Below are 24,907 nucleotides of genomic sequence, written 5' to 3' on the forward strand. Positions count from 1 at the left end.
TCGTCGGCAGCGTCAGATGTGTATAAGAGACAGGAGCGTCAGATGTGTATAAGAGACAGCTATTATGGATGCCATCATGAACGTTATTTTTGATGGCGGTGATGAAAATCGACGAAGCGCCGTATTTTGCGCATTGTTAACGGAGGTTGAAGCAGACTATTTTCCCGATTCCGTTAAGACGCTGTGCACTCAGGCTATGAGTTCCTGGAGTGTTGCACAAAATCTCACAGACCCGGACGATAAAGCGGTATTGCAGCGCTCCGCGATGCTATTTTTGCTGGCGGCTTTTGGGCGAATTAACGGCCTGGCAACAGTCGAAGAATACATTATGCAAAGGAATAAAGAAGTATTAGGCCTTCGCTAACGCTTTGCCATTAGCAAATGTTCCCTGGTCCTTTTTGCCCCGTCGTGATGAGCGGGGCTTTTTTATGTTTGGGCACCTGGTTTCAAAGTTGATTAAGGGATAAGGCGTCATGGATTTGTAATAGCCGTTCGCTTTCTGTTATTCCCGCGTGCTGGTAAAGTAACCAGCAGTCGCGAAACAATGATAAAAAGGACGCTTAGGGTGGCGGAAAAAATTGACTATCAAATTGAGAAGTACAGTTTTACAGAAGCTGCTCAGTCAGAGCGTATTACCCACCAATGGCGTGAAGTACTCGACGAATGCCGTCAGACAAAAGCTGGAGCAGAAGAACGGCTGCGAATTGCGTTATTGAATGTCGATTATGTCACCAGTTTTGAGTTGCCCTTTCGGTTGATGCTGACTCGCGCACCTCAGCTTATTGCGGGTATTCGTGATGAGCTTCATCTTAACCAGAAAAGCGTTATCTTTAATGGTAAGCGATTTGGCTGCGTTTATAGTCTGAAAGAGGATTTAGGTGCGATTCCCGATACCTTTCAATACAGCCTCGCAACCCGTATTCAACGTGTCGCTCCTGAGGGGATAACCGCTGCGCCCTTTCAGAAAATAGCGAAAGAGGTCAAAGCGCCGCGTGAGCGATTAAAACTTGCGCTGGAAAGTGGCCTGCACGTTACCGCGCTGGATGGCTTATTCTGGTTCGGGATTCAACGAATTGCTGCCGACGTGCAGCGCTTGCGAAAATCAGGAATGATTATTGCGACGGCGGAAACCCTCGTTTTTGATAATCTCACCGAGACAACAAGGCTTATTCCTGTCTATCGATATGAAGCCCGCTAAATTTGCGGGCCCCTTTGGGATGGTTTTCTTACCACATCAGATCATCAGGAACGACGAACGCGGCGTACGGATCTTCTTCATCCAGCGTTTCTTTGCTAATTTCATTACTTAACACAATGTAGCTGGCGTCGCGCTGAGTGATCTTGTCGGCAACGACCGTTGGAATGATTGCATATTCACTTTCGGCGATTGGTTCGGCGGTTAAGCGAGCAATGGTTAGGCGCCCGCTGATCAATTGAGCCTGAACGGTTTTATCGACATAGATCTTTTTGATGACGTTATTATCGGTAAAGTTAAAACCAATATCGCCTCTGGAAATGATGATTTTGTTCATCTCAATAAGCTGTTTTATCTGCGCTTTATACTCTTTTGACAAGGTTGCTTGCTTTTGCTGCTCGCTTAACAGCTTGTCACGTTCCGTCTGCGCCTTCTTATTTTCTTCGACAGCCTCTCTGGCCTCACGGGCCTGAACGCGTGATTTTTTTGCGGTTCGCTGTACTTTCGCCATTTTTTTACTGGAGACGAGCCCAGCCTTAAGCATCTGCTCTTGTAAGGTTAATTTTGTCATGATCGTGTCTAAATCCAATAAAAGAATGTCAGAGATTATAACCTTATCTATGAAGGCTGTGCCAGATTGCGGGCGTGGTGGGAAGCGGCTTCGCGGCTGTAATCTATGGAGGGCGTGCACTTGATAGAAACCGCGGTAGTCCATTAATAGGGCTGACTTACACACTTGTTTAAACAAATACGGTCAATAGGTTCGCTATTGTGACCCGATTTCTCAGGCCACAATAGCCGGCCGCACGGTTAAAACAGCCTCTGATGCGTGTTAATCCATACTTCGAGCTTGTCGGTTGTCATCGGTTTGGCAAAAAAGTATCCCTGTGCCTGATCGCAACCGAATTCACTCAGAATCTCTGCCGTGTTTTTATCTTCAATGCCTTCAGCAATAACGGTATATCCCAACTCTTTTAAGATACGGATGACATTGCGCACGATGATTTGCTGAGAGACTTCTGATTGCACATCATCGACAAGTGACTTATCGAGTTTGACGATATCTGCAGGAATTCTTAATAGATAATTAAGATTACTGTATCCCGTACCGAAATCATCAATAGATACTGAAATGCCCTCCTGACGCAGTAGCCTTAACTCTTCAATCACGCAGCCGTTGGCGAGTAGTTTTTCGGTTTCGAGGCACTCAATTCCCAGCAGGTCTCTTTCTATACCGGCTGTCTCTATTTTATCAACCAGATGATAGGTGAAATCCCCGCGCGTTAAATCAAGGATGCTAATATTCACCGAGGCCGGCAATCTGAGCCCCTGTTTAGTCCATTGAGTCTGCTGTTCAATGACATGGTCGATAACCCAGTCAGTCAGTTCAACCATCAGGCTGGTATTTGCAATAAGCGGTAAGAATACACCTGGGGATAATATTCCTCTCTCTGGGTGTTGCCAGCGAATTAAGGCTTCCAGCCCAACAATTCGTCCTTCCGGTAATGTCACTTTAGGCTGCCAAACCAAAAATAGGCCGACACCTTTGCGGATGGCGTCAGTTAAGTCGTAAAGGAGGTAAAAATCATTGTTACGTTTATCATCATCATCCTGGTTATAAACTCCCCATCGATGAGTATGACTGTGGCGTGCGGCGTAAAGCGCGCTCTCTGCTTGCCTGAGAATTTCCTGCCCTGAGGAAAATGGCCATTCTATTGCCGTTTCGCCAACGCAAATATTGAGATCAATGGTGACCTCATCTGCCAGATGAGCCTGAAGATTTCTCAGCTGCTGCTCGCGATGGCAGCGCTCAATGATCGACAAACCTTTAGAGTAGAGGGCAAATCGGCCAGCGCAGAGCATGTAAAGTTTCTCACATGGCTTTAGCTGTAATTTTCTCTCGAGTGTCAGGCTGATATCTTTAATTACGCGGTTGAGATTATTTATCCCCATCGTCCGGGCAATATCATCGGATTGGTTTACGCCAATGCATTCAATTAATATTAATGAACGGTAGCTCGCATCATCACTACTGGCCTCATTTTGCAGATCGCCAATGAGTTGGTGCATGTTGGGCAACCCACTATTCAGGTCCGTTTGTGCCACATCAAGCCAGGATTCAATAAATCGGGTGACGAGATTGCCAATAAAATTCAGTGAGGCGAGGTCCTCATCCGTGAGTCGGCGAGGAATGGTATCAATAACGCAGTAAGAGCCAATTGTTGAACCGTTTTTGAAGGTTAATGGAATGCCCGCATAAAACCGAATGCCGGCAACCCCAACAACCATGGGATGCTCAGCAAAACGCATGTCCTGGCGAGTATCGGGAACAATTACGGGTTGGCATGAGTCAACCACATACTGGCAGAACGAAAACTGCCTCGGCTTGGGGGTCATGGAGATTTGATGTGAAACGATGACATTATGGGTTTTGTCGTCAACTATCGATATGTAACCCGATGGCATATTGAACAGGGAGGTGGTTAACTGTAAGAACATTCTAAGAACATCATCACGAGATCTGTCTTTTCGAATAAGTGTTCCCATTTCTTCTGGCAGGAGTCCACTGCCTGGATTATCTTTCCCGAGCATAAAAATCCCTCTAATCGCTTCAAATAATCTTTAGATGTACTTATAGGTTAGACATGTCGTTAGGGTATGAACGTATTACAGATGCAACATTTTCGTCGTGACATTTAATGATCGCAGATAGTGGAGTAGTCAATGAAATGACCCTGTCCATCGTCAATAATGCAGCGATCTCGGCCTGCTGATTTCCCGTAGTAAAGAGCCTGGTCTGCGATTTCAAGATTATCTTCAAAGGACAAATCATACTTGTATTTGGCTATGCCAATTGTCGCTGTGACTTCTATAATTGTGTCATTATGACGATATTTTGTATCTCGAATATTTTTACAAAGGCGTGAACCTGCATTTCCGGCAGAAGCATTGTTATCTGCGTAGATTAACATAACAAATTCCTCGCCGCCGTAACGATATAATTTTTCTGTCGATCTTATTTTTGACTGCAAAGATAATGAAAAGGTTCGCAATACTTCATCACCCGCATTATGGCCGTAGGTGTCATTGACTTTTTTAAAGTGATCTAAGTCTATAATGACAATAAATAAGTTATCCGCTTTAGATTCTGTCATATCGCGAATCTGTAACTGCAGTGACGGCCTGGTTGGCAGGCCAGTCAGGGGATCTGCGGTATTGATGAGCGTAGATAACCGACTCTTTAATGACTCTACGCGACTGACAAACTCCTGCTGGGAGTGTATATATAAAGCTAATACTTCATTAGTTATTTCTTCATTCTGATACGATAATATAAGATCGCGTGCTCTATCATGCATATCTTTATGCGCACTTTGGATCTGCTTCAACAGCGTTGTTTCGGAGAAGAATTTCTCATTCTCTATATTTGTCAGTAAATCATAGGATTTGCATTTTTTATGGGCGTCAGCATCAATAATTAACTTTATTGATTCGTCATTTAACAGGCTGATGGCTATAATATTGCCGGTCCATTCATGATGGCTGAGGATGGCGTTGTTTAAACTATCAATAATTAACTTTAATTTATCAAAGCTATTTTCCATCGTATCCCCAGTTGTAGCATTCAACTACAGCAATTCCTGAATTTGATTTTGCGGGTGCAATTAGCCATAACTTATAATCATTTTAAGAATCGGTAAAGAAAATAATGATGACTTATTCTTAAGTGATAAGGATGACATATAATAATATTCGACTGCTTTTTCTATTTGCGATACCGCGTTGACTATTCGCTATCTAATTAATACAACAGGAATCATTGATGATGCATGTGTGAAAGCCATGGTGACGGGGCTTCGTGTGTAATGAGATTGCTGGCGTTCTTCAGTACGGTTCACTGATGTCTTCTGGAAAGGATGAGAAGAACCGATAAATCCGAGGGGATCAATTGATCGTATTGTGTATTTAAAGAGATATGGAGGTGGATAAGCCGGAAAATGGTGTCCCCTGCAGACATCACAAATTAGATATAACCACAGGGGAAATAAGAGGATTTATAGAATCGAGGAAATTTATGCCCACAGATATGCCCACAAAGGCAATTCATGATGCATTTTTAAGAGGGGATTGGTAACTGCGTTTCCAGTTCTGGTAGTCGCCGTACATCCATCGTGATGTGCGTCCGAGTTTAATCGGCTTGGGAAGTTTTCCTGCGTTAATCTGAGAATAGAAATACTTCGAGGTGTAACCAGCATCTTCGATCATGAACTTCATGTCAATGAGTGAGTCTTCTCGTAGTTCTCGCATGGGTTTCATCTCCGGTTTGGGAATCGAACCTGGCAATCAGGCAAAAAAGAAGCCGGCACATTGGCCGGCAAAGGGAATCACGAGGTGGGCTTTCGCACCCAATAGCCGACTCAGTGAATCAGCTATCAGTTGCGCTACTCTTGCTGCTTAACTGTGTAATTGCCGTTCGGCTTAACGCCCACTGCAAAGTAGGTGCCACCAGTAATGCCAACACCCCACACATCGCTCGTTCCATCATCAGGCTTCTTCTCTTTGATGAAATAACGCAGTGCGGCGATGGCGCTCTCAATATCCAGAGTTGAGTTAACGTTAATGGTTATGCGCATGAGGCCTCCTTATGACGCATAGCGCGTAGCTTCTTAAGATGCTCTGTTGTTTCGATGTCTGCCCATATCTGCTTTAACTCCGCGCCATCCACGTATTCAAAATCAAGCTGAAAACGCATCATGCTGGCTATGCAGTTATGACCGTTTCTCTGGTAGTGGACTGTGGTGGAGGTGGTGCGGAGGATTTTGCAGAGAGAATTATGATGGTCAACGTAATAGGTGTTAGGCAGGATTACCCTGAACATCGCTCACCTCTCTCATCATCAAATACGCCACCATTGCAGCGCGTAACGGGTTCTTGTGCTCGGTGGATGTCGTAACCGTTTCGTCAGTGCCAAAAGCGCCTACCGGTGCATCCCACTCGAATGATGCCTCCCACACGCCGTTGTAGTGGTTAATGGAGATTCCGTTCTCTTGGATTATCGCCCATGAGTCTGCCGGCAGATTGCAGTAGTCATACCATGTGTAATTGCCATTAGATTCATTGCCGACTGACCTGCCATCTGCGTTATGTGGATAACCCAGAGGTTTCGTGCCTCTTAGCGCCGTAAATACACGCTTATTGATCTCAAAGTCACTCATCTTGCTGTAATCCATCACTCATCCTCCTCTTCATCACATTGCACATCGTCTGCGACCTGATTATTCACTGCACCGCACTGCTGGCATTCGGTATGAGTCAGATTCGACCACGGCCCCACCCAAACGACTGGATCACCACATGAAGCACATTTCATCACATCCTCCGATTCCTACGTTCTGCATCCGCCTGGCAACTAACACACATCGTGCAGCCTGGGTAAGCAATCCGGCGCGCTTGTGGCAACTCTTCATCACAATCACTACAGCGCATAGCCGATACTGCAAGCCGGTTAATCCTGTGCGCAGCCAGTGCAGCATTACGCTGTAACTCTTCTACTTCTGATGCTGAATCAATGATGTCCATAGCTATTCCTTACCGAGTGCTTTGGCGATGGCGGCGCGGGCCATTTCAAATGCTGGGGTGAGTTTTTCTACCGTTTCTGAATCTGCCATGTCGTGAAAATTAAGGATGTCGCCCATTTCATTCATGGCTACCAGCGATAATTGCAGGGCTTCCAGCAATTCAGGAGCCGCGGCAATAAGTCGAGCATTAATCATGTCTTCTGTGTATGTCGTCGAATCGTCTGGGCCAACAATCGCCAGGGTTATCCCGCGAGATGTGGATTCAATCAGTACGCTTGAATCAGTTCCGAGCTCATGATGGTCATCATCGATAACCTCCCACGGACCCGGCGTAAAACGTTTCTCTTCCATATCTCACTCCCTTAACTGCTGATTGATAGTTAACGTAAGCAATAAAAAAGGAGCCCTAAGCTCCCTGATGATTTGCGATAGTTTGGTCATGCGACGTCCTTCAACCGGTAAATGCACCCGCCAAGATGCTGATCCCCCCAATCCTCACGCGTCAGGGAATTCTCAATGAGTTTCACCGTGGTGAGGGGGATAATTGATTCGGAGTACTCAAGAGAAGGGGCCCAGCCAGCGTAGTAGGGTACGAACTCATTCAGCGTGCAATTCAATACCCCGGAGCCTGAAATGGCACCTGAGGTATCATCCAGCCAGCGCCACATCGCGGTGATATGCGTGCGACTATCCCGCCGTAAAGCAGCGAGTAACTGCTCAGGTGAAATCATGACAAGCTCCAGAGGTTGTTATTTGGTTAGTTTTTGCCAGATGGCTGAAACGTACTTGGCCTGATGAATGGCATCATCAAGCGCGTTGTGGCGGGTTCCTTCGAATGGCATGTCGCGCTTAGGGTCGAAGCCGATCGCTTTACCTAGCTCAACCACGGTTCGCACATCGCGGTCATTCCACCACTGCCATGGAGCGTCCTGACCGGTAAGGGCATAGCTATTTCGAAGGATGACGCAATCGAATGAAGCGCCATTTCCCCACACCTGCACGTATTTCTGATTGGTATTTTCTGCGATGAATTCAGAGAAATTATCCAGCGCATCATTCAGGGCGAACGTTTCAGTAAGAAGTGACTTGCGAGCATCTTCCCCTTGCTGCATCCACCAAATGATTGTTGAAGCGTCAGGTCGTGCGCGGTACCGCATGGACGATTCAAGCGATACGTTAGCCGAAAACCCCTCACCAACCTCTCCAGTTTTTGGGTCGAAGAAAACAGCGCCAATTGAAATGACAGGTGCGTAAGGCCCGTTGCCCATTGTTTCAAGGTCAACCATTAGGTGGTTCATGTGATTCCTTAAATTGCGTGAATAGAGTGACGAGGGAAGGGAAGTGTTACCGGTGCAAACGGAATATCGTCATCAAAGTCCATCGGCGGTTCGCTGTGCTTGGATGACGCTGACTGGCCTTGTGGTCGCGATTGAGGCTGTCGTGGTTGGTCGCTTCCAGAAACTCCACGAGGAGGCAAGTCAATGTCCCGCACCAGAATGGTAGGCGTCTGCGCCTGAGAGCCATCCTTTCGCGTCCATTCTTCAATAACAAACTCACCTGAGACTGTTACCTTCGCGCCTTTCACGATCGCCGTGGATAGCTTTTCAGCCATTGCTCCAAACATCTTGCAGTTAAGCCAGGATGTTTTCTCGTTCTCGCCAAACCCAGTCTTTGCTGGGATAGAGAATGAGCTAATATGCTTGCCGTTCGGAGTGACGCGGAGAACCGCGTCTTTCCCAACATTGCCAGATACTGTTATTACGTTAATTGCCATCATGCCGCCTGTTGTGTTTGAAGTTCTTTGCCGCGGGTACGGTAGGTTTCGGTGCAGCGCTCTTCGTGGGTTTTTGAACCGCTCAACTTAGGCCATACTTCTTTGTATGCTGTTTTCAGTTCATCAATCGACTCACTAAGCGCTGCCTTATCTGCGAACTCTTTGAGCGCATCCTCTGCAACCTGTGGCAATACCTGGTGAACCTCAGCATCTGCGTCAATCGCTGTCTCTTCCGTCGGAATGCAGAAGGCCTGGAAAGCTGCGTACTTGTAGGCGATCGACATGGCTTTGTTTGTTGCCTTGTCGCCGCTGTCCATCGCTTCGCCATAATTAGTGACGGTGTGTACGCTTCCGTCTTCAGTGCTGACGAAATCGAACTCAGCCTTAACGACGACATAGAAAAGCGCCGTACCGTTCTTGTTGATTCGTTCGGTAGCAGTTCGCTCTGTCATACGTGGAAGAATCAGTAGCCCATGATTAACCAAGGCTGGAGCCAATGCGTTATAAACCTGGTCAATGCCGCGGAAGTTAAATCCTTGTTGTTGGTTACGGCGGTCTTTACTGATGCCAGTTGCCGCCATCTCCTTGGCCACGGCGCTGATTGCCGCATAAACCTTTTTCTGTTCCATGCTTCACCTCAGAACGGGCATGACCCGAGGAAATATCGTTGATTCATCACCTCAATCCGCGCCAGGTTAAGCTCTGCATTCATCAGTTTGCGGTTGCCAATAGCTCGCGCTGCAAGAGCGGATAGAGTGAAGTGACGACGTTGTTTTTTGCTTTCTTCCACTGTTGTGGCGAGCGACATAGACACCTCAGTAATTAATATTGGTATGTGGTACCAGGCCATTCATCATCGCGGTTAACACTTCGATAGCCTGTTCGCGTGAGATGCTGGTATTTGCGATTAGCGCGTTCACAATGTCGGTGCCGATTGCTTTACGGTGCTTAACGTCAGCTTCACGCTTTGCCTTTTCATCAGCGATGCGCTGTTCCTCCGCAAGCCGTGCCGCTTCCTTTTCCTGAGCTTTGCGCTGCTCTGCTGCAATAGCTTCCTGTTTTTCACGCTCAGCTTGTTCACGGGCTTCCTGCGCCAGTTTTGCGGTACGTTCCTGCGCTTCTTTAGCTTCCTGCTCTGCTTGTTCCTGTGCTTGCTTAGCCAGCAATTCGGCCTGTGCCTTTGCAGCGATCGCATCTTCTTCTCGCTTCTTCGCTGCCGCCAGTTCAGCCGCTGCTTTATCTTCCGCTTCGCGTCTGGCTTTCTCCGCTGCCTGACGCTTCAGCTCTTCTTCGTGAGCAATGCGCTGGCGTTCGGCTTCTTCAGCTTTTGCTTTCGCTTCCCTATCGAATGCGTCATTCATCAGCAGAGCCATTTCATGGTCTAACTCACGCTGCTTTTTCAGGGCTTCTGCTGCTGCCTTTTCCTCAGCTTCAATACGTAGACGCTCTTCTTCTGCGGCTTTCTCTGCTGCAATGCGTTCCTGCTCGGCTTCCCATTCTGTGAGTGGTAAGCGAGTTGCATCGCGCAGAGCATCGCATGCATCAACGAAGCGCTTAATCTCAGCCTCAGCAGGGCGCACAGCCTCTTTCAGCCGCTTGAGATACTCACGGCCAGGTTTTTCAATCGCTGTCTTGCTGCGTGATACAGAAGCCGCCAGAGATGCGACTCGGTCACGGCCTTTCTTTGTGCTGAGGTCTGGAACCTCATTCACGGCATCGCGGATTTGTTCGAGATAAGCATCAAGTCCGTTTGGAACGTAGAGTGCTGGAGCCTGGCCTGGTTGGATTTCGATAACGGTCAACTCGCTCATGAGTTCTCCTGAATTGTGTGTAAGCGCTGCCCGGCATCTGAATGACTGCCAGAGAAAGTGAATAGGGGAGATTGGTTATTCTGTTGGTGGTTCGGGGAGTGGTTGCCAGTGGGTTACTCTGGATCTTCTGTTTTGACTATCGCCGTCACTAACTCTCCAAATGCCCCTATTTGAAAACCATCCCATAAATTGATAACGCTCATCATCAATGTCGTTATCTCCATATTGACCGAAACACAGAACATCACTTTCATTATCAGGAACTCTCTCACTACACTTAATCCATTCCATACTGAGCACCTCCCGCCACATTCCCGCGATACCACGGCATACCAGCCGCTTTCTTCATCTCTTCGTTGGCTTCCATCCACATCGCAGAATCCCCTATAAACCTGGCGATAAGAGCTTTGTTCTGAGCTGCGCGAAGCATGTTGTGATTAATCATGAAGCCTCCCGGGTGCGGAGCATTGCGTCTGCCATGAGATAGAATGTTTTCGCCATTCCTTCCATTTCTTCTACACGTGATGGCCCTAAAGAAATTTCCGCACCAGAAGCAAAAACTCCCTGCATTGCTTTGGCTGCAAAGTAGTCACGCAGCGTCATTCCAGGGCCGGAGTATTTTGGGTCGTAGTTATCATCGATAGTAGGAAAAGCATGTTCGTATTCTTTGTTGCTCATAATCATCTCCGCGCTTAAGCCGCGCCGCTGAACGTGAACTCTCGCGCATCTAGTGCGCACATTGTTTCATTAGCGGTGGATAGCCGCCGTGTGTCATAACTCGAAGCGCTCAGTGAACACTTCCAGGTATGAGGTAATAAAAAACCCGCCAGAGCGGGTCAGTCTTCTTCACCTTCACCAATAAGCTGGCTTAGCTCAGCCTGAGTTGGCTTTTCCCAGTTGAGGATTTGCCCGGTTTCGATGTCGATATCCAATTCCAGATAATCGCCGTAGTGCTGCCCGGGAAAGCAATCAGGAACATATTCATCCTCAATGCTGCGTATCTTTACCCCATCAGCATCGATAACGTCCGCTGTGAATCTGTCGCATACTTTGATGCATGTTTTAATGCGCTTAACGTCGATATCGACTTTGATTCCAAGCTCAGTTTTCATCCTCTTACCCTCTGTAGTTACCAATAAAAAGGCCGCCTAGTTGGCAGCCTGTTGTTTCTGAGCCTCGAGCTCTCTGGCAATCATTGCCGTGGTCTGATTGCCCACCGGTCAACGTATTTGCCATTTTCGATGACAAGAGACATTTCTTCCGGCTTAACCATGCATTCAGCATCCAGTTTGCATCCCTTGCACCTAATGAACTGGCTGCACCATTGGTTGGTATCAATGGTCATACGGATAATCCTGATAACGACTCATGTCGTCGTCTGGATGCTCGTCAAATTCATCTTCCACATCTCACCTCACTTATCTCGCAGTTACCTGTTTGCTCCGGCGGTGACCGGCAGCGTAAATCGCAACATCTGGCAGACACATCCCGGACTCCATCGGGGCATGACCAAACTCATGAGCACAAACAACAGCCATTCGCTCAATCTGGCGCTTGTATTCCTGCTGCTGCCACACAGCATCCTGAGCAACGAACTTGATAACTGTCGCCTCTTCGATGCTTGAAGGCGTGCTGTGCTTTCCCTGAGCCTGTTTCTGAGCGCGGCTAAGAGTAGGGCGATGCAATGTGTCGGTGCTCTTTGTTAATTCGCTCTGGAGAGCTGCACGGCGCTCACGGCGACGACCTGAAGCTGAACCATTGAAAGATGTTCTGCGGGACATAGTGACCTCCTAATGAACTTTGGTGGTGTGGTGTGTGCACTCCTACGGCTACACGAATCGAACGTGTCATGCAGTCAACCTTTCGAGTCCGCTGCAACCCATATACCGCAGTAGTCATTTCTGACTCACCACACCCCAAAGCACATTGTTTGGTTGGTTCGGCTTTTCAGCCGCGTAGATTCATCACTGAATCGTTGTATGTTCACCGTCCTGGTGAGTGGTGCGTCCTGTTGATGGAATTAACAATACTACCGGTATTGTCAGTGGTCAATACTAAAAGTATTAATAATGGAAGTGAAAATACTAAGCATATGAATACGCATAGTATTTATTTTTAAATAAGGGGGAGTTTGAGGGTTACAGATTCATCATCATTTGGACTGCGACGCCAATAATTTTGCAATTTCCGTTAATTTTAACTCGGCTATGCATTGGGTTTAGTGGCTGAAGATACTTGTTCCCCATCCCCTCATCGATGACGTACTTTTTAAAAGTGGCTTCATTCGCATCAACAAGCTTGGCAACAACAAGATTGCCGTTCTCAGGGGATTTGCCTGTATCAACTAGGATCATCATTCCTTCAGGGATGCTTAATCCCACAGGCGAAGTCATAGAGTCCCCTTTAACCTTAAGCCAAAATGCAGGGCCTTCTACATGAGCATTGCTTTCATACCACTCATCTATTTCATGCATCTCATAAGGCTCGCATGCCTCTTGCCACTCACCAGCGCTAACCCAACTAATTAGAGGGTAGGATGGACTAGATTTATGATATGAGGAGAAGTCTACGTTTGGCTCTGAAAGTGATTTTCTATCAAATATTAATTGAACGTTACCAGGTGGTGAGTTCGTTCCTTCAGGCTCAGCAGGAGCGGAGCCCATGCCGGTCCCCCATGTTAATGGGTTAAACCACAACACCGACACTTGCTTAGCCAGGGTCGGGCTGAATTCCTCAATGCTTACACCAAGAATCTTGGCAAAAACACCCGCGACTTTTAGATTTAGAGGGTTTCTTCCATTTAGATAATGGCCTACAGCTCCCTGACTTATGCCGAGAGAGTCCGCTATATCTTGCTGGCTGATCCTAAGCTCCTTTTTCTTGGCTTCATAGATAGCCTTAAGGCGCTTAGCATCATTCAATTGTTCAGTAGAAAGTGATTTTTTCTTTTCCATGATGTTAATTCTAATACCCAGGTTATTAAAATCAAAATACTAAAGGTATTGCTATTTTTAATACTTGTAGTATTGTTATTGCATTGGCAGTCAACTGGAGTCCAGCGATGGAAAAAGTAACTCTAGCTGAGTTCGTTAAGGTAAATGGGCAGGCAAAGGCAGCGAATGTCATTGGTGTTCATCAAACTGCAATTAGCAAAGCACTGCGGGTAAGTCGAAACATCTATGTGATCACCTCCCCAACAGGGAAGGTAGAAGCCGAAGAAGTAAGACCATTCCCTAGCGGAAAGCACGAATCAGCGTAAGCAACACCCTTCACAATGGCCTCCCGGCCTACGTAGCTGAAAAGCTAACTCCAAACAAAACCAAGTCTTTATGGCTATGCGTGTCTGCGCATGGCCTTTTAACTATTTCAACACAAAGGAATTCTACCTAATGGAAGACTTAACAACACGCAACAAGGCCAGCGCTCGAAAAATTGAGAGCTGGATTCTAAACCGCATCGCCATTCTCGGAACCACTCAGGTAGCTGATCATCTTGGCGTAAACAAATCATCGGTTACGCAGTGGAAGAAACACTACATCCCGCGCATGGCTGCTCTTCTTGAATTCATTGGTTACGCGATTACTGACGACGACATTTCACGTGTTGTGGTTGGTCTTGCTGACTTACTGGAGGAGAGGGGATTAGGAAAGAAAAAACGCCCCGTTGGAGCGGAGCGTTCAGATCAAATCACCATGAAATTCTAGCCGAATAACTGGATCAATTCACAGGAGTAATTATGCCTAAGAAAACTCGTTTTTACCAGGCGTCAGTACACAAAAATATTGCTCGTGACCGGTTTATCAAATCCTGCAACCCGGCTATCGGCTTAAAGCTGCGAGCCATCCTCGAAGACATCAAGCGAAAGGAGAACGGTCATGAGTAGCCCAGCAACAGTAACACCAATCAGGCCGTCTCTGGCGGTCGTGGAGCGTCAGGTGGCAGAACTCGATGATGGGTATACCCGCATCGCTAATGAGCTGCTGGAAGCGGTTATGGCTGCCGATTTGACAGCTCGCCAGCTGAAGGTTGTTCTGGCGTTGATTCGCAAAACTTACGGATTCGGCAAGAAGTTTGACCGGATCACAAACACTCAGATAGCCATGATGACTGGCATTCACCACACCCACGTATGCAAGGCCAAGAACGAGATGATTGCTATGAACATCATCGTTACCAACGGTCAGGCAATAGGGATTAACAAGGTGATTTCTGAGTGGAATTTTGAGATTAGCCATGTTAGCGAATCATTAGCTAAAACAGCTAATAAAACATTAGCCAACTTAGCTAACGGGTATAAGCCAACTCAGCTAAACACAAAAGAAACTATTCAAAAGAAAGAAAGAAAAGAAACCCCCTTACCCCCAGAAGGGGGTGGCGAAGGGATGGGTAAACCTGAACGTCGAAAGGCAGAACGAATCGACTACGAATCCTTCCTGAATGCCTACAACGACGAGGTAGGCGAAAAGCTCCCACACGCTGTTGCCGTCAACGACAAACGCAAACGCGCCCTGAAGAAAATCATTCCAAAGCTCAAGACTCCAAACGTCGAAGGGTTCAGAGCGTTTGTCCGGGCGTTCGTTAATCAGGCCAAGCCGTTTTACTTCGGTGATAACAACACTGGGTGGACAGCGGATTTTGATTACCTGCTGCGCGAAAGCACGTTGCTTGGCGTTCGTGAAGCTAAGTTCGCAGGCCGGGGGATGGCATGAGACAGGATATCGAGGCCAGCGTTATCGGCGGTCTGTTGCTTGGAGGTTTAACACCGGCAGCAACTGACGTACTGGCGAAGATTGAGCCCGAAGCGTTCACCATCCCAATCTACCGGAAAGCCTTTGAGGTGATCCGAAAGCAAGCCCGAAACCGAAATCTGATTGACGGCCTGATGGTTGCCGAGGAATGTGGCGACGAATACGCAACGGCAATCATGATGACTTCCCGGTCATGCCCAAGTGCTGCAAACCTTCTTGGCTATGCCGGAATGCTAACCGACCAGTATCAGAGACGGTTATTCCTGCAGGCCATTGACGAACTGCGCATGGATGTCAGCGACGGAACGCTGGATGCTGCAGCAAACGCGATGGATGAGCTTATGCGGAGACTTTCGCTAATCCGCAAGCCAAAGACCGAAGTCAAACCAATCCGTCTTGGTGACGTTCTGAATGACTACTACGACGTACTGGATAAACGCCTGACCAACGGCGAAGAGTCCAACACGCTGAAGACAGGAATTCACGAACTGGACACCATCACCGGCGGAATGAACGCGGAAGACCTGGTAATCATCGCGGCACGTCCTGGCATGGGAAAGACAGAGTTAGCGCTCAAGATTTCAGAGGGCGTGGCCAGCAGCATAATTCCTGGTTCAGGCGCTCGCCGCGGTGTGCTGATTTTCAGCATGGAAATGAGCAACCTCCAGATTGCCGAACGAAGCATTGCCGGCCGCGGGAATATGTCGGTAAACGTTCTGCGCAACCCAGCAAGAATGGATGATGAGGGGTGGGCTCGAGTATCGGATGGAATAGGGCATCTGAGTGACCTTGAAGTCTGGATGGTTGACGCCTCAAAGCTCAAGGTTGAGGAAATCCGCAGTGTAGCCGAACGGCATAAGCAGGAGCATCCTGCGCTGTCGCTAATCCTGGTTGACTACCTTGGCCTGATTGAAAAGCCAAAGGCAGAACGTAATGACCTGGCGGTTGCGCATATCTCTGGCAGCCTCAAGGCGATGGCGAAAGACCTCAAAACGCCAGTTATCTCTCTCAGCCAGCTATCTCGCGATGTAGAAAAACGCCCAAACAAACGCCCGGTTAACGCAGATTTGCGCGACTCCGGCAGCGTTGAGCAGGACGCAGACTGCATCATCATGCTTTACCGCGAGGCGGTGTATGACGAGAACAGCCCGGCAGCCAAGTACGCAGAAATCATTGTGACCAAAAACCGTTTCGGCTCATTAGGCACCGTATATCAACGGTTCGCTAACGGTCACTTCATGGAATGCGATCAGGAAGAGGCGCGTAAAGCATCGACGCCACCACCTCCTGGCAAACGATATTCAAAAGGGGCAGACGTATGACGGGACGTGAAGCAATCGAATGGTTTCTTGATGAGCATGGATATTTCACTGCAGACGAAGTCAGCACTGCATCCGGAGTATCTCGCCAACAGATAATGGCAGCCTCATTCAAGATGCGAAGAAGCGGAGAGATAACCCTACTCGAGCGTCGCTGGCGTATCGGTGTTTACGCATGGGCAGAGGACGAAGAAGGTCGCCAGGTTAGCCGAGACGGCGTGAACACAATTTTCCAGGAGTGTCGTCAGAGCGACGCGATGAAACGAATTCTGAACTTTTATGGGGTGAGAGCATGAAACCAACATACGAAGAACTTGAAGCAAAATGCCAACTTCAACAGGAAAAGCTCGACGCAATTAACATGATGATGGACGTCATAGAGAGTGCCAGTGATTTAGCCAAAGACGGCATTCAGAAGCTAGATCAGCAACTAACCGAATCCCGTCGCGAGTTCGCAGCAGCAAACGCGACTATTCACAATCTGGAGCTGAACAAAGCAGAGTTAGCCGCTGAACTTAGTGCGATCGAAGCTATCCACAACGACGCGGTATTTATCACCGACGAGCATTACGAACAGTGCCAGCCAGCGGTGCAAAAGATTATAGGTGCGCTTGCTGTGCTCAAGATTCCGGCCTATGACGCATACCTGGCTGAAGTTCGGGCTCGGGGTGTGGAGATGTACGCCGAAGCAACCATTGCGATTGGTGAAGAAGAGGAGGACGAAGATATCGTTTATGCAGGCAAGCAAGCGTTGCTGTTCGCCGCCCAGTTACGCCAAGGAGTCGACTATGAGTGAGTATCTGAAGCCCGGAGAAGTGCGTTGCTGGTCATGCAAAGAGTGGATGTCCAATAACGAATTCCAGAATGCAGACGGCTATTGCGTTCATTGCGATGCGCCAATTGATGTTCAGGACGAGCCGTATGTTGATTATCAGGAGTCAGCCCAATGAACGATATCACCGCACTGATGGCGACCATGAAAGCGGCAGCAGAGAAAGCAACAACTCTGAATCTCGATACTGCACAGGAAATTAGAGATGAAGATGGGTGCATTGAGTGCCCAGCTTGTGGTGGAGAAGGCTATGTTGATGCTGAGCGTGATTACTGCAACATCGACAACGTAGCGCTTGGAGTTCAGTTTTACGGCATCGGAGAGCATCACGGTCTTGCAGAAGAGTACTTCCGTCAGGTTGTCCCTGCCAACGTTCTGGCGCTGGTAGAGGCGCTGGAGAAGACGCAGCAGCGAATCTCCGAGCTGGAGAAGGCCGCTTCCGAGCCGGTGGCGTTCATCGAGCATAGCAATTTAGAGGCTCTTTCTCGCGGAGTTGGCGCTGTATACGTCAAGAACAAACCGGAATTAGCACGGCCTGTTGCTTTGTACGCTGCATCTCCGGCACTGGAGTCCCGCACCGCCACCGTGAAGTCGCTTACCCCTGAAGTCTGTAATGCACTGAAAGCCGAAGGGCTTGCTGATGTGCTGAGGGACGCTGCCGAATACGCGCCGCTTACCGCCGGGCAGTGGGTAACACTCACGAAAAACTGGCATCAAACATTCATCGGGCTATCCGGTGACGCCGCTGGCATCCAGGTTATCGAAGGAGAAGGACAATGAGCGTTATCCAGTACAGCGTTAATGGCGCGAGCATTAAACACGCCAACTACCTTGATCCGAAGCCTGCTGATGAATTTGAAGATCAATGGGAATATGAGCAATTGGCTCAGGAAGCCGCTGAGGACTATTGGGAAAATCATGACGGGTGGGAAAGCCACTGGCCTTTGAATATTGAGCTATTCGTCGATGGTGGCAGCATTGGAGTGTTTGAAGTTGTGATGGAGATGGAGCCGACATTCTCTGCCAGCAAACAGGAGCGTGCAGCATGACAATCAACTTAACAGACCCAGCTAACCACCCGGCAAACGGACCGCTTACCGTTGAGCGAATCACCCGGCTAATTGCAGAGTTGCGTCGCTCACTCGACTACCAGAACGGCGGCGACATGGCATACGTCATCGCTGATGCGATTAAGGGGCTGGAAGAGCTGCTGGTGAGTCGTGAGGCGGTGCCGGTGGCGCAGGTTCTTTCCAGTCGTGTTGGGAATGACACATCGACGATTGATAAGGCATTCCCCGACGGGACGCTGCTCTACACCTCACCGCCAGTAATTGCAGGCGGATGGATTACGGTAAGCGAGCGGTTACCAGAGGATGGAGGACGCTACTGGTGCTATGTAGAGGAGCAGAACAGCTTGGGTAAATCTCACTACCAATGGAATTGCTCATGGAATGGCGATGCATTTTCTGATGCCGCACTTACTGGACGCGTAACCCATTGGCAGCCACTACCTGCAGCGCCGCAGGAGGTGAAGTACGATTAACTTGTTCTATATTTCCTATGTAACTCATGGGAGGTGAGATGGAAAAAACATATCAGATAGAATTTGATGTAGCAGATAATCACCACCTTATTAAAACGGTAATTAATGTCTCAGATAGTGATACAGAAAATGAGGTGCTGGGAAAAATATTCCGCGCAATGACGAAGGAAGCCGCAAAGCATTACGATCTGAATACTCACCATGGAGGAGCATTTCACTCCATAAAGATTTTTGATATCTCTGAGCAATAACTATAATCCCCTCAAGTCATCGAGGGGATTCTTATGTCAGACTGGAATATTGCAGCAAAAACTAAAGACGAGCAGGACAAGGTTAACGTTGATCTAGCTGCTTCTGGTGTTGCTTACAAAGAACGCTTAAACATGCCAGTTATTGCCGAACAGGTAGCGCGTGAGCAGCCAGAGCACTTGCGCGAATACTTCATGGAGCGCGTTAAATATTACCGCGAAAAGAGCATTAGTTTGCCGAGAGCGTCTGACCCGCGCTACCTCGACATGGCATCGCAGAACGAGAAGAAGTAAGCAGCTTGACGCTTTATTGATAAAAGAATACTGTTTATATATACAGTTATTTTATTGATGAGGTGTGCGCATGGGTTTCCCATCCCCAGCAAACGACTACGTGGAAACACGTCTGACAGTGGACTCAATTTGTCAGATGGATGCTAACTGCACAGTCATTCAAACGACAACCGGCTATGCGGTCATTAATCGGTCTCTGAGAGCAGAGCAGGGCAACATCATGCTTATCACTCATTGCGGCCGGACCCAGTTTGCAAAACTGATGGGAGCGGCGCTCATCACGGATGAGGGCGAAGCACTGGAAGGTGATGTGCTTGATGATGTTACGGTGTCCGGCGTGATGACATATGAGATTAATGTCATCCGACGAGCAGAAGTTGATGAGTTGCCAGTCATCTGATTGGATTGATTTTTAGCCTACTTTTAGCCATAATTATATTGCCGTCGGAGTGAACGCCCGGCGGTCTCTCGCGCATTTAAGGGGACTTAAATGCGACCACAATTTGAATACCTTTCTCTGCCGTCAGCGTTATTCAATGCTGAGGGTTTTCTGCATTCTGCGTTACCTCTCGGATGTGGCGTATGAAGCAACAATTCCACCTCGTTAACGAATCCGTTAAACAGAACGCCATCCAGTTCATCCGGGAATTGCCGGTGGACGACAAGCGCCCTCTGGTGCTCGACATCAAAGAGATGACCCGTACGCTTTCTCAGAACCGGAAATTATGGCCGCTTCTGAAAGACCTCTCTGACCAGGTTCTTTGGTTCGGCAATAAATACGACTCAGATGATTGGAAAGATTTGATAACCGCAATGGTCGCCAAGTCCAAGAAGCAAGAGCAGCGCATGGCTCCCGGATTGGATGGCGGCATTGTGATGTTCGGGCAGCGTACCAGCAAGATGACCGTCAAGCAGATGGTTGAAGTCATCGAGGCTATCTACTGGTTCGGCACACAGCAGAACGTCAAATTCAGCGAGAAGTCCCGCATAGAAATCGAATGGGCCAAGCAGTGGGGTGATCGCAATGCGTAAACCATCCCGCCGCAGCTGCAAAATCTGCAAGACCAAATTCATAGCCACCTACGACAACGTCTGGTGGTGTTGTCCAGAGCATGGCTTCGAGTACAGCCAACTCCTGTTGGCGAAGAAGAAGATGGCATCTGAACGCAAACGCAAGCAGGAGGCGCAACAGGAACGCCGAGAGTTGAAATTTCGCAAGAAGGCTCTGCAACCACTCAGCCAGTATCACAAACGCGCTCAGACAGCGTTTAACGCGTTTATTCGCCAGCGCGACGCAGGACAGCCATGCATCAGCTGCGGTCGTAACTCCGGAGCCAAGATGAACGCCGGCCATTTCCGCACCGTCGGCGCATCACCAGAAACCCGCTACGACGAAACCAACTGCCATATCCAGTGCGAGGCCTGTAACTCCTACCTGTCAGGGAATATCGGTGAATACCGCCCACGGCTGATCGCAAAGATTGGTCAGGCAGCCTATGACCGCCTGATGGGCCCGCACGAAACTAAGAAATGGACGCGTGAAGAACTCGATGCGCTGGCAGCTCACTACCGCGCAAAGCTCAAAGAACTGAAGCAGGAGATGGCAGCATGACCCGCACCGATATCGACAACTATCAGCGCTTATCAGTAGAGCGTGCAGGCCGACTCACTCCTTACGCCAGAAGTGAGATCGCCAGACTGGATGCAGAGAACGCAGAGCATCAGCGTCACATCGATCGCAACAACGAATTACGCCGTGAACTCATTAACCGTGCAAACATCAACAAGGGGCAGCCAGCATGAATCTCGAAAACACAGTGAAATACCACTTTGCTAAGACAACCATGATCAGCGATGCCCCACGAGCAACGGCGTCAGACTCATTAACCGGTACCGACATCATGGCAGCTATAGGGATGACGCAGAGTCGTGCTTCTCTAGGATTCAGCGCATTCCTCGGGAAGATGGGGATAAGTGATTACGATCGCACCCGCGCCATTGAACTGCTAACCCAATATGCCCTGTCTCACTGCGACAAGATCGCCGCTATCCGCAAGCTTGAATCTGATGTTAAGCCAAAGGTGATGCAAGCTCTCGCAACATTCGCCTTTGCTGATTACTCCCGTAGCGCAGCCAGCACCAGAACCTGCGATTGCTGCAATGGGAATAAGTTTGTCGAAGCTGAAGTAATGACGATGAAGAACATTGGACGACCGCACCTGGAAGAGCGAAAAGAAACCGTTAATGTTCTTTGCCACAAATGCAAAGGGAAGGGCGTGTTAACCAATGCATGCCAGTGCAGCGGAAAAGGTGTTGTTTTAGACAAAGAGAAAACAATTCTCCAGGGTGGTGTGCCGGCATACAAAACATGCTCACGTTGCAGTGGTCGCGGTTACGCCAGATTACTGCCGGATAGCGTACGTCAATACGTTAGCGCTACGATTTTCGATATCCCTGAAACAACGTGGCGCCGGTCTTATAAGGACTTCTTCGAAAGTTTGGTAGGCGAGTGCATTAAACAGGAAGAGTACGCAAACCAGATGTTGAACAAAGTAACCAAATGATAAGTATTTTCTACGAAATAGGATAAATCTAGAAAATCACACTTTACAAAGTGGCGATATTTGTTTAGTCTGAACTCAATGATGGAGTAGTGCATTCATTCGATGGCCCTGAGTTAATAGCTCGGGGCTTTTTTGTATCCGCAATCCGGTCAGGGCTTTTGAGTGAATGCGTGCTGCACGACACGTTGAAGCTCATACGCGAGAGCCCTGAGCCAGAATGCAAACACATCGTCATAGTGGCGGTGTTATCTGCGGAATGGTGCATAACTGAATCGCGATTAAGTTATGCCGTTTGCTCCACGAAACGGAGCGCACAACAGGTAAGAGCATTTGCAGAGTTCGACTCTCTGCCGTGGGCTTTTTCCCGCGATGCGAGACGTGAGTGCTCTTTCCGTTGTGGTGTAGCTCAGAGCAGTAGAGCGTCATGCCTGGACCCAGGATAACACATGAAGGTCGCGGCGCCTTAACCGCCACCACACACCAAATCCCTGCTACCTGGGAACCGTGGCCACTAGAGCCAAATATGCCTCACTCCCTCGCCCGTACCCTCGGGCATTTTTTAAAGCGCATTTTCTCCAATTACCAGACAGACATGACTACTCCCTTATTCGCTGTGGCTACGGAGTTAGTGCGCTTCAAAAAAGAAAACCCAGCGCAATGGCTGGGCTTCGTGACATGGGTGGCATGTGATTGTTGACGCAATCCACGCCGGTTTGCTCATGAATAGGAGGTCACGAACAAACCTGAATTACGAGTTAAACGTAACCCGGATTTGTTCAAGCGACCATCACCATAATTCCTAATTTGAACAGATCCCCTTCTTGGGGGTAAGACATGAAGATGCCCGAAAAACATGACCTGTTATCCGCCATCATGGCGGCAAAGGAACAAGGTATAGGGGCAATCCTTGCGTTTGCAATGGCGTACCTTCGCGGCAGATATAATGGCGGTGCGTTTACTAAGACTGTAATCGACGCAATGATGTGCGCCATTATCGCCTGGTTCGTTCGTGACCTCCTCGACTTCACCGGCCTGAGTAGCAACCTCGCTTATATCGCTAGCGTGTTTATCGGCTATCTCGGCACTGACTCGATTGGATCGCTTATCAAACGCTTCGCAGCAAAAAAAGCCGGAGTAGATGATGGTGGAAACCAATAAGCAGCGTAAAGCATTCCTGGATATGCTGGCGTGGTCAGAGGGAACGGATAAGAAAGGGCAACCGTCAAATAATCGCGGATATGACGTGATCGTCGGAGGTTCGTTATTCAGTGATTATTCAGATCACCCGCGCAAGCTGATTACCCTTAACCCAAAACTAAAATCGACGGCCGCTGGTCGTTACCAGCTGCTTTCAAGGTGGTGGGATGCATACCGACAGCAGTTAGGTCTGAAAGATTTCTCACCTTCCAGTCAGGATGCAGTAGCCCTGCAGCAGATTAAAGAACGTGGAGCGCTGCCATTAATCGACAATGGCGACATCCGGCAGGCCATCGATCGCTGCAGTAATATCTGGGCATCTCTACCTGGCGCTGGTTATGGTCAGTTTGAACACAAGGCCGACAACTTAATCGCCAAATTCAAAGAGGCTGGCGGTACGGTAAACGAGCCAAAATCATGAGCCGGTTAACCGAAATCATCATTGCCGTTGTCGTCTGCATCATCGTGTCGCTTGGATGGGCTGTTAATCACTACCGCGATAACGCTATCACCTACAAAGAACAGCGCGATAAAGCCACTGAAAAGCTCAGCCTGGCGAATGCCACCATAAAAGACATGCAGACCCGTCAGCGCGATGTTGCTGCACTGGATGCCAAATACACTCAGGAATTAGCTGATGCGAAAAAGCAGCTTGATGATTTGCATCGTTGCGTTCGTGATGGCAAGTGTGGGCTGCGCATCAACGCAAAATGTCCCGCGAACGGAGCGACCGGCTCCGGCAGCCTGGGCGATGCTTCCAGCCCCCGACTTACAGACCCCGCTCAACGGGATTATTTCACTCTCAGAGAGCGAATCGTCACAGTAACGAAGCAGGTAAGTTATCTGCAGGACTACATCAAAACACAGTGCCTGAGGTAGCCGATGAAGAAACGAGAGCGTGAAATAACCGCACTCCACGGCCTGACAAGTATTAGAGACGACATCCTCAAGCACCCATACCCACCAAAGCAAACCACAAAAGACAAGATAATCACCGCCATCCACTACGCAGCTTTTATCGTTCCGTGGGTGGTGTTTATCGGATTGCTTATCGTGTCGTTTATTTGGTCATCGAATTACCTATAACCGGAGCCAATCATGGCAAAGCTAACCGCAGCAAAACGTAAGAAGATGCCCAAGTCTGAATTCGGCATGCCGGGCACTCGAAGCTACCCGATGCCTGATAAAGCTCACGCGGCCAATGCAAAGGCTCGCGCAACTCAGATGGAGAATGAAGGAAAACTATCTCCATCAGCCAAAGCAAAGATTGACGCCAAGGCTAACAAGGTTATGAAGAAGCCTAAGAAAGGTAAGTAACCGCTGTGAAATCATGAGGGGTTGGTGATGCCAGTATACAAAGGTCGTGTTTATGGCGTTCCTGGTTCAACTGGATCTCAGGGCCCTGTGGGTCCGCAGGGTCCTCCTGGACCTGTAGGTGCTGAGGGTCTTGAGTGGAAAGGGGTGTGGAGCTCAGCCACTGCATACGTCAATGATGATGCTGTTGCCTACAATGGTGCTTCCTATTTCTGCATCAATCCAAACACCAACACATCTCCGACCGGATCTCCTACTGATACCAATTGGGCGCTTCTCGCATCACAGGGAGCTACTGGCCCGCAGGGGCCGCAAGGCATTCAAGGTGAGAAGGGCGATAAAGGCGATCAGGGGATTCAAGGTATCCAGGGCGTTCAGGGTGCGCAGGGATTGACTGGCCCACAAGGGGACACCGGTCCTCAAGGATTAAAAGGCGATACTGGTAATGCCGGAGCAACTGGTTCTCAAGGACCAATTGGCAACACCGGA

General features: G+C 48.7%; 45 protein-coding genes and 1 pseudogene. 24 read left to right on the plus strand and 22 right to left on the minus strand.

Annotated features, from left to right (window positions below; all coding sequences use genetic code 11):
* The first annotated feature begins 76 nt into the window (after nt 1-76).
* Nucleotides 77-364, plus strand: a complete 288-nt coding sequence (locus KP80_RS21325; protein ID WP_156315710.1) for a hypothetical protein — start codon at nt 77-79, stop codon at nt 362-364.
* 201 nt (nt 365-565) lie between these two features.
* Nucleotides 566-1,198, plus strand: a complete 633-nt coding sequence (locus KP80_RS21330) for a hypothetical protein (protein WP_052285723.1) — start codon at nt 566-568, stop codon at nt 1,196-1,198.
* 28 nt (nt 1,199-1,226) lie between these two features.
* Here KP80_RS21330 and KP80_RS21335 read toward each other — a convergent pair whose 3' ends face one another.
* The 22 genes and pseudogenes from KP80_RS21335 to KP80_RS21430 all read right to left on the minus strand — a co-directional run bounded on the left by KP80_RS21335 (nt 1,227) and on the right by KP80_RS21430 (nt 13,313).
* Complete coding sequence (locus KP80_RS21335) at nt 1,227-1,766, minus strand: DUF2058 domain-containing protein (RefSeq protein ID WP_052285647.1); 540 nt, start codon at nt 1,764-1,766, stop codon at nt 1,227-1,229.
* 239 nt (nt 1,767-2,005) lie between these two features.
* Nucleotides 2,006-3,787, minus strand: a complete 1,782-nt coding sequence (locus KP80_RS21340; protein ID WP_052285648.1) for an EAL domain-containing protein — start codon at nt 3,785-3,787, stop codon at nt 2,006-2,008.
* A 104-nt stretch (nt 3,788-3,891) separates the two neighbouring features.
* Nucleotides 3,892-4,800: a diguanylate cyclase gene (locus tag KP80_RS21345; protein ID WP_052285649.1), complete on the minus strand. Its 909-nt coding sequence runs from the start codon at nt 4,798-4,800 to the stop codon at nt 3,892-3,894.
* An 837-nt stretch (nt 4,801-5,637) separates the two neighbouring features.
* Nucleotides 5,638-5,829, minus strand: a complete 192-nt coding sequence (locus tag KP80_RS21355) for a hypothetical protein (RefSeq protein ID WP_052285651.1) — start codon at nt 5,827-5,829, stop codon at nt 5,638-5,640.
* The gene (locus KP80_RS21360) at nt 5,820-6,074 is read right to left on the minus strand and encodes a DUF4222 domain-containing protein (RefSeq protein WP_052285652.1); all 255 of its coding nucleotides are present in this window, start codon (nt 6,072-6,074) and stop codon (nt 5,820-5,822) included. Before KP80_RS21360 ends, KP80_RS21355 begins: the two co-directional genes overlap by 10 nt.
* On the minus strand, nt 6,052-6,426 hold the full coding sequence (locus tag KP80_RS21365) for a phage protein NinX family protein (RefSeq protein WP_052285653.1): 375 nt from the start codon (nt 6,424-6,426) through the stop codon (nt 6,052-6,054). Before KP80_RS21365 ends, KP80_RS21360 begins: the two co-directional genes overlap by 23 nt.
* Entirely contained in the window at nt 6,426-6,566 is a 141-nt protein-coding gene (locus KP80_RS23165) for a hypothetical protein (RefSeq protein WP_156315711.1), read from the minus strand. Before KP80_RS23165 ends, KP80_RS21365 begins: the two co-directional genes overlap by 1 nt.
* Complete coding sequence (locus KP80_RS21370; protein ID WP_052285654.1) at nt 6,566-6,775, minus strand: TraR/DksA family transcriptional regulator; 210 nt, start codon at nt 6,773-6,775, stop codon at nt 6,566-6,568. The genes KP80_RS23165 and KP80_RS21370 overlap by 1 nt, the downstream gene beginning before the upstream one ends.
* A 2-nt stretch (nt 6,776-6,777) precedes the next feature.
* The gene (locus KP80_RS21375; RefSeq protein ID WP_052285655.1) at nt 6,778-7,125 is read right to left on the minus strand and encodes a hypothetical protein; all 348 of its coding nucleotides are present in this window, start codon (nt 7,123-7,125) and stop codon (nt 6,778-6,780) included.
* 86 nt (nt 7,126-7,211) lie between these two features.
* Nucleotides 7,212-7,505, minus strand: coding sequence for a hypothetical protein (locus KP80_RS21380; protein WP_052285656.1), 294 nt, complete (start codon nt 7,503-7,505; stop codon nt 7,212-7,214).
* An 18-nt stretch (nt 7,506-7,523) separates the two neighbouring features.
* On the minus strand, nt 7,524-8,072 hold the full coding sequence (locus KP80_RS21385; RefSeq protein WP_052285657.1) for a 3'-5' exonuclease: 549 nt from the start codon (nt 8,070-8,072) through the stop codon (nt 7,524-7,526).
* A gap of 8 nt (nt 8,073-8,080) precedes the next feature.
* Nucleotides 8,081-8,551: a single-stranded DNA-binding protein gene (locus tag KP80_RS21390; RefSeq protein WP_231625947.1), complete on the minus strand. Its 471-nt coding sequence runs from the start codon at nt 8,549-8,551 to the stop codon at nt 8,081-8,083.
* Entirely contained in the window at nt 8,548-9,177 is a 630-nt protein-coding gene (locus KP80_RS21395) for an ERF family protein (RefSeq protein WP_052285659.1), read from the minus strand. Before KP80_RS21395 ends, KP80_RS21390 begins: the two co-directional genes overlap by 4 nt.
* An 8-nt stretch (nt 9,178-9,185) precedes the next feature.
* Complete coding sequence (locus KP80_RS23240; protein WP_197276175.1) at nt 9,186-9,356, minus strand: hypothetical protein; 171 nt, start codon at nt 9,354-9,356, stop codon at nt 9,186-9,188.
* Between the two features lie 7 nt (nt 9,357-9,363).
* Nucleotides 9,364-10,359 carry a hypothetical protein gene (locus tag KP80_RS21400; RefSeq protein WP_052285660.1) on the minus strand — a complete coding sequence of 332 codons (996 nt, stop codon included), beginning with the start codon at nt 10,357-10,359 and terminating at the stop codon, nt 9,364-9,366.
* 75 nt (nt 10,360-10,434) lie between these two features.
* Complete coding sequence (locus KP80_RS22780) at nt 10,435-10,650, minus strand: DUF551 domain-containing protein (protein ID WP_197276176.1); 216 nt, start codon at nt 10,648-10,650, stop codon at nt 10,435-10,437.
* Nucleotides 10,637-10,804 carry a host cell division inhibitory peptide Kil gene (locus KP80_RS21405; RefSeq protein WP_052285661.1) on the minus strand — a complete coding sequence of 56 codons (168 nt, stop codon included), beginning with the start codon at nt 10,802-10,804 and terminating at the stop codon, nt 10,637-10,639. Before KP80_RS21405 ends, KP80_RS22780 begins: the two co-directional genes overlap by 14 nt.
* The gene (locus tag KP80_RS21410; RefSeq protein ID WP_052285662.1) at nt 10,801-11,037 is read right to left on the minus strand and encodes a hypothetical protein; all 237 of its coding nucleotides are present in this window, start codon (nt 11,035-11,037) and stop codon (nt 10,801-10,803) included. The genes KP80_RS21405 and KP80_RS21410 overlap by 4 nt, the downstream gene beginning before the upstream one ends.
* Before the next feature lie 158 nt (nt 11,038-11,195).
* A complete protein-coding gene (locus KP80_RS21415) occupies nt 11,196-11,471 on the minus strand; it encodes a hypothetical protein (protein WP_052285663.1) in 276 nt (91 codons plus the stop codon).
* Nucleotides 11,472-11,507: 36 nt separating this feature from the next.
* A pseudogene (locus KP80_RS21420) lies at nt 11,508-11,710 on the minus strand (antirestriction Ral family protein).
* Between the two features lie 67 nt (nt 11,711-11,777).
* A complete protein-coding gene (locus KP80_RS22785; RefSeq protein ID WP_072129192.1) occupies nt 11,778-12,140 on the minus strand; it encodes an antitermination protein in 363 nt (120 codons plus the stop codon).
* Between the two features lie 357 nt (nt 12,141-12,497).
* Nucleotides 12,498-13,313 (minus strand): LexA family protein, encoded by an 816-nt coding sequence (locus tag KP80_RS21430; protein WP_052285665.1) that lies wholly within the window; start codon nt 13,311-13,313, stop codon nt 12,498-12,500.
* A gap of 107 nt (nt 13,314-13,420) precedes the next feature.
* Between KP80_RS21430 and KP80_RS21435 the strand changes: the two genes are divergently transcribed.
* From KP80_RS21435 to KP80_RS21535, 22 genes are all read left to right on the plus strand, one after another.
* Nucleotides 13,421-13,618 carry a Cro/CI family transcriptional regulator gene (locus KP80_RS21435; protein WP_052285666.1) on the plus strand — a complete coding sequence of 66 codons (198 nt, stop codon included), beginning with the start codon at nt 13,421-13,423 and terminating at the stop codon, nt 13,616-13,618.
* Nucleotides 13,619-13,748: 130 nt separating this feature from the next.
* Entirely contained in the window at nt 13,749-14,063 is a 315-nt protein-coding gene (locus tag KP80_RS21440; RefSeq protein ID WP_072129193.1) for a CII family transcriptional regulator, read from the plus strand.
* Between the two features lie 32 nt (nt 14,064-14,095).
* Complete coding sequence (locus tag KP80_RS23170) at nt 14,096-14,242, plus strand: DUF2740 family protein (RefSeq protein ID WP_156315712.1); 147 nt, start codon at nt 14,096-14,098, stop codon at nt 14,240-14,242.
* Nucleotides 14,235-15,068, plus strand: a complete 834-nt coding sequence (locus tag KP80_RS21445; protein WP_052285667.1) for a replication protein — start codon at nt 14,235-14,237, stop codon at nt 15,066-15,068. The genes KP80_RS23170 and KP80_RS21445 overlap by 8 nt, the downstream gene beginning before the upstream one ends.
* Nucleotides 15,065-16,429 carry a replicative DNA helicase gene (locus tag KP80_RS21450; RefSeq protein WP_052285668.1) on the plus strand — a complete coding sequence of 455 codons (1,365 nt, stop codon included), beginning with the start codon at nt 15,065-15,067 and terminating at the stop codon, nt 16,427-16,429. Before KP80_RS21445 ends, KP80_RS21450 begins: the two co-directional genes overlap by 4 nt.
* Nucleotides 16,426-16,722 (plus strand): type IV toxin-antitoxin system AbiEi family antitoxin domain-containing protein, encoded by a 297-nt coding sequence (locus KP80_RS21455; RefSeq protein WP_052285669.1) that lies wholly within the window; start codon nt 16,426-16,428, stop codon nt 16,720-16,722. The genes KP80_RS21450 and KP80_RS21455 overlap by 4 nt, the downstream gene beginning before the upstream one ends.
* On the plus strand, nt 16,719-17,222 hold the full coding sequence (locus KP80_RS23175; protein WP_156315713.1) for a hypothetical protein: 504 nt from the start codon (nt 16,719-16,721) through the stop codon (nt 17,220-17,222). Before KP80_RS21455 ends, KP80_RS23175 begins: the two co-directional genes overlap by 4 nt.
* Complete coding sequence (locus KP80_RS23180; protein WP_156315714.1) at nt 17,215-17,376, plus strand: hypothetical protein; 162 nt, start codon at nt 17,215-17,217, stop codon at nt 17,374-17,376. The genes KP80_RS23175 and KP80_RS23180 overlap by 8 nt, the downstream gene beginning before the upstream one ends.
* The gene (locus tag KP80_RS21465) at nt 17,373-18,038 is read left to right on the plus strand and encodes a hypothetical protein (protein ID WP_052285670.1); all 666 of its coding nucleotides are present in this window, start codon (nt 17,373-17,375) and stop codon (nt 18,036-18,038) included. Before KP80_RS23180 ends, KP80_RS21465 begins: the two co-directional genes overlap by 4 nt.
* Nucleotides 18,035-18,307 carry a hypothetical protein gene (locus KP80_RS21470; protein WP_052285671.1) on the plus strand — a complete coding sequence of 91 codons (273 nt, stop codon included), beginning with the start codon at nt 18,035-18,037 and terminating at the stop codon, nt 18,305-18,307. The genes KP80_RS21465 and KP80_RS21470 overlap by 4 nt, the downstream gene beginning before the upstream one ends.
* Nucleotides 18,304-18,801: a DUF551 domain-containing protein gene (locus KP80_RS21475; protein WP_052285672.1), complete on the plus strand. Its 498-nt coding sequence runs from the start codon at nt 18,304-18,306 to the stop codon at nt 18,799-18,801. The genes KP80_RS21470 and KP80_RS21475 overlap by 4 nt, the downstream gene beginning before the upstream one ends.
* 38 nt (nt 18,802-18,839) lie before the next feature.
* Nucleotides 18,840-19,052 carry a hypothetical protein gene (locus tag KP80_RS21480; protein WP_052285673.1) on the plus strand — a complete coding sequence of 71 codons (213 nt, stop codon included), beginning with the start codon at nt 18,840-18,842 and terminating at the stop codon, nt 19,050-19,052.
* A 33-nt stretch (nt 19,053-19,085) separates the two neighbouring features.
* A complete protein-coding gene (locus KP80_RS21485; protein WP_052285674.1) occupies nt 19,086-19,343 on the plus strand; it encodes a DNA polymerase III subunit theta in 258 nt (85 codons plus the stop codon).
* 70 nt (nt 19,344-19,413) lie between these two features.
* Nucleotides 19,414-19,743, plus strand: a complete 330-nt coding sequence (locus tag KP80_RS21490; protein WP_052285675.1) for a hypothetical protein — start codon at nt 19,414-19,416, stop codon at nt 19,741-19,743.
* Between the two features lie 182 nt (nt 19,744-19,925).
* On the plus strand, nt 19,926-20,375 hold the full coding sequence (locus KP80_RS21495) for a recombination protein NinB (protein WP_052285724.1): 450 nt from the start codon (nt 19,926-19,928) through the stop codon (nt 20,373-20,375).
* The gene (locus tag KP80_RS21500; protein ID WP_052285676.1) at nt 20,368-20,955 is read left to right on the plus strand and encodes a recombination protein NinG; all 588 of its coding nucleotides are present in this window, start codon (nt 20,368-20,370) and stop codon (nt 20,953-20,955) included. Before KP80_RS21495 ends, KP80_RS21500 begins: the two co-directional genes overlap by 8 nt.
* A complete protein-coding gene (locus KP80_RS21505) occupies nt 20,952-21,146 on the plus strand; it encodes a hypothetical protein (protein ID WP_052285677.1) in 195 nt (64 codons plus the stop codon). Before KP80_RS21500 ends, KP80_RS21505 begins: the two co-directional genes overlap by 4 nt.
* Nucleotides 21,143-21,907, plus strand: coding sequence for an antitermination protein (locus KP80_RS21510; RefSeq protein WP_052285678.1), 765 nt, complete (start codon nt 21,143-21,145; stop codon nt 21,905-21,907). The genes KP80_RS21505 and KP80_RS21510 overlap by 4 nt, the downstream gene beginning before the upstream one ends.
* Nucleotides 21,908-22,741: 834 nt before the next feature.
* Complete coding sequence (locus KP80_RS21515; RefSeq protein WP_052285679.1) at nt 22,742-23,065, plus strand: phage holin, lambda family; 324 nt, start codon at nt 22,742-22,744, stop codon at nt 23,063-23,065.
* A complete protein-coding gene (locus KP80_RS21520) occupies nt 23,049-23,525 on the plus strand; it encodes a glycoside hydrolase family protein (protein WP_052285680.1) in 477 nt (158 codons plus the stop codon). Before KP80_RS21515 ends, KP80_RS21520 begins: the two co-directional genes overlap by 17 nt.
* On the plus strand, nt 23,522-23,983 hold the full coding sequence (locus KP80_RS22940; protein ID WP_052285681.1) for a lysis protein: 462 nt from the start codon (nt 23,522-23,524) through the stop codon (nt 23,981-23,983). The genes KP80_RS21520 and KP80_RS22940 overlap by 4 nt, the downstream gene beginning before the upstream one ends.
* A gap of 219 nt (nt 23,984-24,202) precedes the next feature.
* Nucleotides 24,203-24,421, plus strand: a complete 219-nt coding sequence (locus KP80_RS21535; protein WP_052285683.1) for a hypothetical protein — start codon at nt 24,203-24,205, stop codon at nt 24,419-24,421.
* Nucleotides 24,422-24,907 lie beyond the last annotated feature (486 nt).

The organism is Kluyvera genomosp. 1 (genome assembly GCF_001266615.1).
Taxonomy (GTDB): domain Bacteria; phylum Pseudomonadota; class Gammaproteobacteria; order Enterobacterales; family Enterobacteriaceae; genus Kluyvera; species Kluyvera cryocrescens_A.